Origin of the sequence: Pseudoalteromonas sp. SR45-4 (genome assembly GCF_014163535.1) — a bacterium.
In the GTDB taxonomy this organism is placed as follows: domain Bacteria; phylum Pseudomonadota; class Gammaproteobacteria; order Enterobacterales; family Alteromonadaceae; genus Pseudoalteromonas; species Pseudoalteromonas nigrifaciens.
On record NZ_JACJDO010000013.1, the window covers coordinates 85,571 to 93,535 of the forward strand.

Below are 7,965 nucleotides of genomic sequence, written 5' to 3' on the forward strand. Positions count from 1 at the left end.
GGCTATTTTTACAAATCGAGCAAAGATGAACATCCTCGTTATTGAAGACTCAGAAGCACTAAGGCGCAGCCTGCAAGTAGGCCTTGGCAACCTTGGTTTTACCGTAGATGAAACCGGTGACGGCTCAGAAGGATTAAGCATGGCACTTAGTGGAAACTACGACCTAATATTACTTGATTTAATGCTACCCAGTGTAGATGGCATGAGTATTTTGCAAGCATTGCGCAGCAGTAATAACCAAAGCCGTGTACTTATTTTATCTGCTCGTAGTGAGCCGCAAGATAAAATAAATGGCCTTATGAAAGGGGCTGACGATTATTTAACTAAGCCGTTTTCGTTTGAAGAACTTCACGCTCGCGTGCTTGCGCTACTTCGCCGTGGTTCACTGCAAAACCAACAAAATACGCTTACCGTAGGTGACTGTGTATTAGATCTTTCGCTAAAAACACTTCATTACCAGCAACATGCCATTGAACTCACTCGTAATGAATACAAAATAATAGAGTGCTTATTTAATGCCCCCGAGCGAGTATTAGGGCTGGAGCTTATAAGTGAAGCGGTGGTCGGTCAGTTCGATATGCTCTCTAAAAATGCGCTTGAAGCACATATATCAACCATACGTAAAAAAGTAAGACAGTTTGATGGCGAACTCCCTATAAAAAATAAACGTGGGTTTGGTTATGTCGCAACAACAAAGTAAAAGTCACTCAATAAAACGTAAACTCGTTAATAATATTAGCGCGGTGATCTCCGTTATATTATTCACTATATTTTTAACTGTTGATTTAAGTGTCGATTCTTGGGTAGAGGAGCAGTTTAATCAATCCCTCACTAATAAAGCTAACTACTTAAAAACCTTAGTAGAGGATGACAACGGTAAAGTTGAGTTTGAATTTTCGGGTAAATTTATGTCGGAATACGAACAAGCCGACGCCAGTGAGTTTTACCAATTATGGCATGGCAGCGAGGTGTTTGAGCGCTCTCAATCGTTACAACTGTATAAAAACACTCAACTGCCTTTTTTAGAACTACCTATAAACGAATCTAAAATAATTGATTACGACTTACCTAACGGACAAAGCGGCCGAGTACTTATAAGCCACTTTGTTGCTAAAAAAGATATTAGAAACACCAACGCATCAGCTACTATTAACAGTATGACCCTGGCAATAGCAGCCCCAACGGCCGAGCTTAATAAAGTACTGATCATTATTGATGTGGTGTTTATTCTCACCTGTGTGATTGGTGTATTTGGCGTGCGCTACTTGGTTACACGCATTGTAAATAAAGGGCTATTTCCGCTACACAACCTGAACGAGCAAATAAAACTTCTCGATATTACAACCGTGGCACAAACTATAGAAAGCGACTTTAAAGTAGAAGAAATAGAGCCTATACGCAATGAACTCAATAAATTCATTACTACTAATCAGCAGCTTTATAGTAATGAAAAACGCCTTACCAGCGATATAGCGCACGAGCTTAAAACTCCCATTGCAGAGCTAATAAGCTTATCCGAGGTCGCACTTAAATACCCAGATGACAAGCGTATTAGCGATACCTATACCAGTGACGTACTCAGTATTTCTGAGCGTATGAAAACCATTGTAAACAACCTGCTCTTATTGCAGCGCTCAACTAGCAGCATAGAATTAAACGCGCAAACTATCGTTTTAAATAATTTGCTCAAACAAACAATTAATGAGCTAACCTTTAAACACCCTAATATTGCCACCCGTATAAATAATACTATTGCAAATAATGTAACCATTATTGCTGACGAGTTTAGCCTTAATACTATTTTATGTAATTTAATAGATAACGCGTTATTTTATGGTTTAACGCAGCACAACATCGAATTAAGTGCCGTAAGTAACCCAAAATCCACTATCATTTCATTAAGTAATAAAGTGGCTACAGTATTGAGCGAACAACAATTACAAGCTATTTTCGACCCGCTTTATCAGCTAGATTCATCTAGAACTAATAACCACCGTCACGGTTTAGGGTTATCTATTGTGCAGAGCTTATGTAACTTAAATGGCTTTACTATTACGGCTAGTAATACCGAAAACAATACGCTAACGTTTATATTAACGCTGCCCTCCGGGTAAATTTAGGTTAGTATTTACACTACTAATTTTTGAGATTTTAAGGACAAACCATGAATGCTCTTACTCGTATTAGCCACTTTTTTATTGTGGCGTTACTTATAACATTTAGCCTTAACAGCTATGCTGCTCCTGCGTTATACAAAATAGAAAAAAACGGAGTTAATTCCTATTTATTTGGCACTGTGCACGTAGGCGACGCCAGCATGCAAGGCTTGCCTAAAAATGTAACTGATGCAATTGATGCAAGCTCTCAAGTTATTGTAGAGGTAGATATAAACAAACTAACGCCACTGCAAATGCAGCAGCGCTCTATGCCATTCATGCTACTAAAAAACGGTAAAACATTGCAAACTGAGCTCTCTGCAGAAAATTACAATAAACTTAAAGATTATTTTGCCAAAAAGTCGATTGATGTGGCTATGTTTAATGGCTTAAAGCCATGGGCGGTAATGGTAACTATGATGCAAATTGAGTTTCAAAATGCCGGTTATTCAGATAAAACAGGTATTGATAAGCAAGTACTCGCTTACGCCAAAAATAAAGATATTAAAGTAGGGGAGCTGGAGACTCTTGAACAACAACTACAAATGTTTGATGGTATGGAATTATTAAGTAATGAAATGATTGCAGAAACCTTTGAGCAGCTTGCCGACATTAATACCTACTTTATTAAGCTAGTTGATGCCTGGAAAAATGGCGATATGCAAACTCTAACCAATTATTACAATACTAGTTTTGATGATAGTAATTACGGTGAAATTAGTGAGCAAGTAATGCTCATTAACCGCAACAACAACTGGATTAAACAACTAACACCACGTTTAGTAAACGAGCAACTATTTATTGCCGTCGGCGCACTGCACTTACCTGAACAACACGGCTTACTTAAACAATTAAAAGATAAAGGTTTTAACGTTACTCGTCTTTAAAATAAAAAATAGGTTGAGTGATTTTTCATTCAACCTTTCTCTCAGTTTTAATTAAAATCTTCCATTTTTAAGTAATTCTCTATACCGTTAATTTTATCTGCCGCATGATGATTTACATAAATTACCGTGCTGCTGCCTGCGGCGCATATTTTTTCAATCAATAATAGCACTCGCTGTCGGTTTGCCTCATCTAACCCTAAACAGGGCTCGTCTAAAATAAGCAAGGTTGGGTGCTTAACCATAGCGCGGGCAATAAGTAACAATCGCTGATCGCCATACGATAACTGAGTAAACGAGGTATTATATTGCTCCTCCAAACCTATTAGCGCGAGCCATTGTTTGGCAATATTAATTTGTGCATCACTTGGGGTTTGATACAAACCTATACTGTCGTAAAAGCCAGAAACAATAGTATTTAATGCCGAAATACTCACCCTATAATCCATGTGTAGCGCATTCGATATAAAGCCAATATGTTGCTTTATATCCCAAATACTCTCCCCCGTGCCACGCTTAAAGCCAAACACTTCAATATTGTTGTTATAACACTGCGGATTATCGCCAGTAATTAAATTTAATAAGCAGGTTTTACCTGAGCCATTTTTACCACTTAACTGCCAATGCTGATGTTTATTAATAGTCCAATCAAGCCCTGTAAAAATACTCAAACCACTATAACTTACACTTGCTTGGCTTAGCTTTACCAAGGTATTGCCCGTAAACACCCCTTGAACTTGCGCGCTATCTCGCTCTGGAATATTCAGTTGGCTGTGCTCTAAGTGCAGTAACTTGAGTAAATCGGCTACTTGCTCTGCATTTGGATGCGCTAAAATAGACTGTAAACACCCTTGATTTACATAACCATAATGAGTAATAAAAGCAGGAATTTCGTCTACACGATTCACTACAAACACAAAACTAATATATTCACTTAATTGCGCCAAAATGACATTAAGCGCAGTACTCGACTCTACATCAAGCCCGTCAAAGGGTTCATCAAGCACCACTAAATTAGGCCGCGAACTCAGCGCTTTAATTAATAATAACTTTCGAGTTTCACCGGTTGAAAGCTCCCTAAAATGACGAGCTAGTAATTTATCAAAGTCTAATATATTAATTAAACGCTGCGCCAAATCGACATCATAATTGGCTGTACCCAATAACAGCTCTTTCACTGAGCTTTGTTTGTCATTTTTTAGTTCTTTATTAATAAGCTGTTTTTGCGCATCAGATGAAACCAATTGCACAGCATCTATACTGCAACTGCGCTTACCACTACTGTGCTTAGCTTCGCCAGCTAACGCAGCAGTAATAGCTGACTTGCCGGCACCATTAGCGCCAAGTAACAACCAATGCTCGCCTTGGTTAACCTGCCAACTTAGGTCATTGATATGGTAACGACTTTGCCCTTGGCCTTGTAAATAGCCACTAAATGCTTGAAGCTGAATTGACTGCACTGTTTACTCTTATTATTTATTCTACTTAATTTAAATTACCGCAAAGTTAAACTTCGAAGCAACCGCTATTTCCTGCACTGTAAATTATTTCAAGTAATAAACAGCAAGCAATAAAAAAGCCCAGCAACTTAGTGCTGGGCTTGCGTTTAGTTCATTAAAACTAGCGGTTTTCTAAGCGATTATAGTCAAACATACCGTATTCAACACCACGATACTGCTTAGCAGCCCGATGTAAAATGTCGCTATACTGCCAAAATTGTGGATGAGTACGGCGAATGCCAAACTTAGATTTTAACGCACGATAATCAGCTTCAATTTGCATCAGTGGTAACTGCTCTGCAAATGCTGCAACTTGCTGTTGATTATTTAAATACCAAATAGCACTTGGATAATCCCCAATAAAACCAGGAACTAGAGTGACAGTATCTTCATCAAAAGCTCGCTGACCTTCTTCGTTAAGTAAGCTAGAGATATTGTAATGTGCGTTATGATGAATAATGGTATACGCTTTATGGCTATTGTCTGTTTGCTTAACCAATACATAAGATACAGGTGGCAATAAGTTAATTGCCTTAACAGGCATAGTATTAATACTTGCTAACGGCCCAGAAACGCTAGTGTAATCGTAATGCTCACTAAGTACGGGCGATAATGCCGTTTTAATTAAGCCATAAAGCTCATGTTGCGGATCATCGGTTTTATAAACTATTCCGCTAGGTTGGCTAAACTCTTGGTTACTTTTAAAGAACTTAGATAAGCTAGGCGGTGACTTACGATACCAACTACTTTTAATTTGCTCTCGTTTATCTTCAGGTAATAAGCCAAGAAAGTTACCCTCTCCCTCTAAACGTAAAAAATCCATATATAAACGTGTAACGAGTTGGTGCCCTACATTGCCATATACATCAAATCCAGCAACCAATAAATAGTGAATGCGCTCAAATAAAGCATAATCAAGCACCCACATAGTTTTAGGCTCTTGTCCAATTAAGCCTTTCACAACCGTGGCACTGTCTGAGTGACGAAATACAGTTAACGCAGCATTTTTATTAACACCATCACCTTTCCACAATAAATTAGTGGTTAAGTGATCGCCATTTTTAAACAGCTCATTAGCCAGCTCAACTTTAGCTTTTAAGTAACGTTTTTCGCGCACCGAATATTTAATCCAGCTTTTAATCGCTAATGCGTTACTTTCTTCAGCGGCAGGTAGCTCAAGCGCATCTTCGTGCTGAATCAGCATTTCACCTACAGCAGGAGTAGCCACTTTTTTAGGATCAGCAAATGCAACCCAAAAATGATCATTTATGACGTTAAGTGCAATTTGCCCACGACAAACCGGCCCTTTAATAAAGCCCATAATTATTAACTCAGCTTCATCAAGCATAAACTGATATTTTGAGTCGATTGGAATCACTTCATAGGTTTTAAAAGGATTAGAGGCAGCCTTTGGCTCATAGCTTGGCATGCTCGTTACTGTATATTCAGGCTCTATAAACTGCTGATATAAACGCGTTAGCTTTGCATCATTTAATTTAAGTGGCAAATGTGTTTTTGACAAAATAGTTGAGCGTTCATGCATCATTCGATAGTAAACACGTTCAACATTAGGATCATCATAAGGACGACGTGTGCTAATGAGTTTAATATCTTGACCGGGTGGTGTACTTGAGCGCACTAATTTAAAAAAGGTTTGCGTGTTTTCTGGAGTGAAATAGATGTTTGCTAAAAACCAATGCTCGTAAATATAACGCGCAGAAAGCTGATACTTTAAACTATCTTGATTTAAAAATGCTTCCCAACGCTTAATTTGTTGTAGCTCAAACGCTGTTGGCGGTGCAATATTGGCCATTTTACCACCGTTTTTCAGCCAATTTTGTAAGTGCTTAAATTCCTCACGCGATACGCCTGGCAAACCATAAGGCATACCACCATGTGGTTGATCATCCGCCAACCTATCAAACTCTCCCATAGTGGCACAGGTTTGAGAGCGACTTAACGAAAAATCAAAATCATCATCATCAAGTACTTCATTGTTAGCAATATCAGAGCTTTGCTTTAGCACTAAGCTATTAAATAACACACTGCCTGCTAAGTTTGCTTCTATGCTTTGCTCGCGCTCATTTAGCACCGGCGAAAAACCTTTATCACGCCATTGCTGGGTATTATCTGCATCAAACAACAAACGGCTCGGTGTAGTGGCTAATAAACGCGTACCATCATAGACCAGCTCTTTACTTAAACCTCTATCAATGCCTTCGGGAGATGAGAGCTTAAGCTGACATGGTGCATCGTAGCAACCGTGGCAAACTACACAGCGTGTATCAAGCACTGGCTTTACATTTTGTAAAAAATCAGCCCCCTCAATTGTACTATGTAAAACCATACGATCTTGTGTTTGCTCAGGGCCAAATAAATCATTGTAATGAGCATTACCTAAATACGCACAGCCACTTAAAATAATCAGTATTAGCGTACTTATTACGACTTTTCTCATCATTCGTCCTCATCGCCTAAATCAAACGTAGGCATCATATCCATTTGTGGAGAAACAAATGTTTGTTGATCTGCTGTAATCAGTACTGCACTTAATAATGGCCCGCGGGTTAAAGTTAATTGTGCATCATGCTGTTGCTCTGCAATATCTGCCAGCTCAGGATTAATTATGGTTAGCTGATAGCTCTCAACACTAATTGCTATACTGCTGTCTTCACTAGGGTTTTGACATAGTTGAGTCAGTAATTCGTCATCAAGTGGCAGTGAAATTTCAAAGTCAGGTTGCTCTAAATCTCTGTCACTTAAAGTGTCATCAAAAAGAAATAAAGGAAGGGTTAAAGTGCTATCTTGTTCAAATTCCATTGTGCTGATCTCTCAATACGGCTATGCAGGCTATTTATAAAACGATTATAGCAAATAATAAGATCAAAAATTAGCGAAAGTTATCAACAGTAACTACGCCTATGTGCTGTATTTAGTGATAAAAAACGAATAACTACATTATCAATTCAATCATACTCACAAGTTAAGTTTAACCTTATTCGCCGGTGGTGATGTTTTTTATGATTTTAGTGTCGGGTATCGCGTTGCTCGCCCGACCTACGTGTTAGGTGTTGGATGAGTGTATATTAATTATACGAACCTCACTTTCCTGCAGACGTAAAAAAGCCCGACTATTTCTAGTCGAGCTTTCTATAATTTGGAGCCTGGTAATGTCGTAGTGCCCACAGCGGTAGAAAATCACAGTGCAAATGCACCACATTCATTGGCTAGTGGTGATGTTTTTATGATTTGAGTGTCGGGTGTCGCTACGCTCGCCCGACCTACGCGGGAGACTTGTGTACATTATTCACCCACATTTCACTTTTCTGCAGACGTAAAAAAGCCCGACTATTTCTAGTCGGGCTTTCTACAATTTGGAGCCTGGCAATGTCCTACTTTCACATAGCAAATGCTACACTATCATCG

General features: G+C 38.8%; 6 protein-coding genes. 3 read left to right on the top strand and 3 right to left on the bottom strand.

Annotated elements, in window-relative coordinates; genetic code table 11:
• Positions 1-25: 25 nt before the first annotated feature.
• The 3 genes from H5058_RS07910 to H5058_RS07920 are packed head-to-tail and all read left to right on the top strand — an operon-like array spanning position 26 to position 3,043.
• Entirely contained in the window at positions 26-700 is a 675-nt protein-coding gene (locus H5058_RS07910) for a response regulator transcription factor (RefSeq protein WP_011329418.1), read from the top strand.
• Positions 681-2,114, top strand: a complete 1,434-nt coding sequence (locus H5058_RS07915) for a sensor histidine kinase KdpD (RefSeq protein ID WP_011329419.1) — start codon at positions 681-683, stop codon at positions 2,112-2,114. Before H5058_RS07910 ends, H5058_RS07915 begins: the two co-directional genes overlap by 20 nt.
• Positions 2,115-2,164: 50 nt before the next feature.
• Complete coding sequence (locus H5058_RS07920; RefSeq protein ID WP_011329420.1) at positions 2,165-3,043, top strand: TraB/GumN family protein; 879 nt, start codon at positions 2,165-2,167, stop codon at positions 3,041-3,043.
• 47 nt (positions 3,044-3,090) lie between these two features.
• Here the strand turns inward: H5058_RS07920 and H5058_RS07925 are convergent, their stop codons facing one another.
• From H5058_RS07925 to H5058_RS07935, 3 genes are all read right to left on the bottom strand, one after another.
• A complete protein-coding gene (locus H5058_RS07925; RefSeq protein WP_086994763.1) occupies positions 3,091-4,500 on the bottom strand; it encodes an ATP-binding cassette domain-containing protein in 1,410 nt (469 codons plus the stop codon).
• Between the two features lie 160 nt (positions 4,501-4,660).
• Positions 4,661-6,997 (bottom strand): fatty acid cis/trans isomerase, encoded by a 2,337-nt coding sequence (locus H5058_RS07930; protein ID WP_182677591.1) that lies wholly within the window; start codon positions 6,995-6,997, stop codon positions 4,661-4,663.
• Entirely contained in the window at positions 6,997-7,359 is a 363-nt protein-coding gene (locus H5058_RS07935; protein ID WP_182677586.1) for a hypothetical protein, read from the bottom strand. The genes H5058_RS07930 and H5058_RS07935 overlap by 1 nt, the downstream gene beginning before the upstream one ends.
• Positions 7,360-7,965: the final 606 nt, after the last annotated feature.

Bases quoted from the DNA above. Each gene is read 5' to 3' on its own strand.
- H5058_RS07935 (WP_182677586.1), bottom strand. From the start codon at position 7,359: ATGGAATTTGAACAAGATAGCACTTTAACCCTTCCTTTATTTCTTTTT.
- H5058_RS07915 (WP_011329419.1), top strand. From the start codon at position 681: ATGTCGCAACAACAAAGTAAAAGTCACTCAATAAAACGTAAACTCGTT.
- H5058_RS07930 (WP_182677591.1), bottom strand. From the start codon at position 6,997: ATGAGAAAAGTCGTAATAAGTACGCTAATACTGATTATTTTAAGTGGC.
- H5058_RS07920 (WP_011329420.1), top strand. From the start codon at position 2,165: ATGAATGCTCTTACTCGTATTAGCCACTTTTTTATTGTGGCGTTACTT.
- H5058_RS07910 (WP_011329418.1), top strand. From the start codon at position 26: ATGAACATCCTCGTTATTGAAGACTCAGAAGCACTAAGGCGCAGCCTG.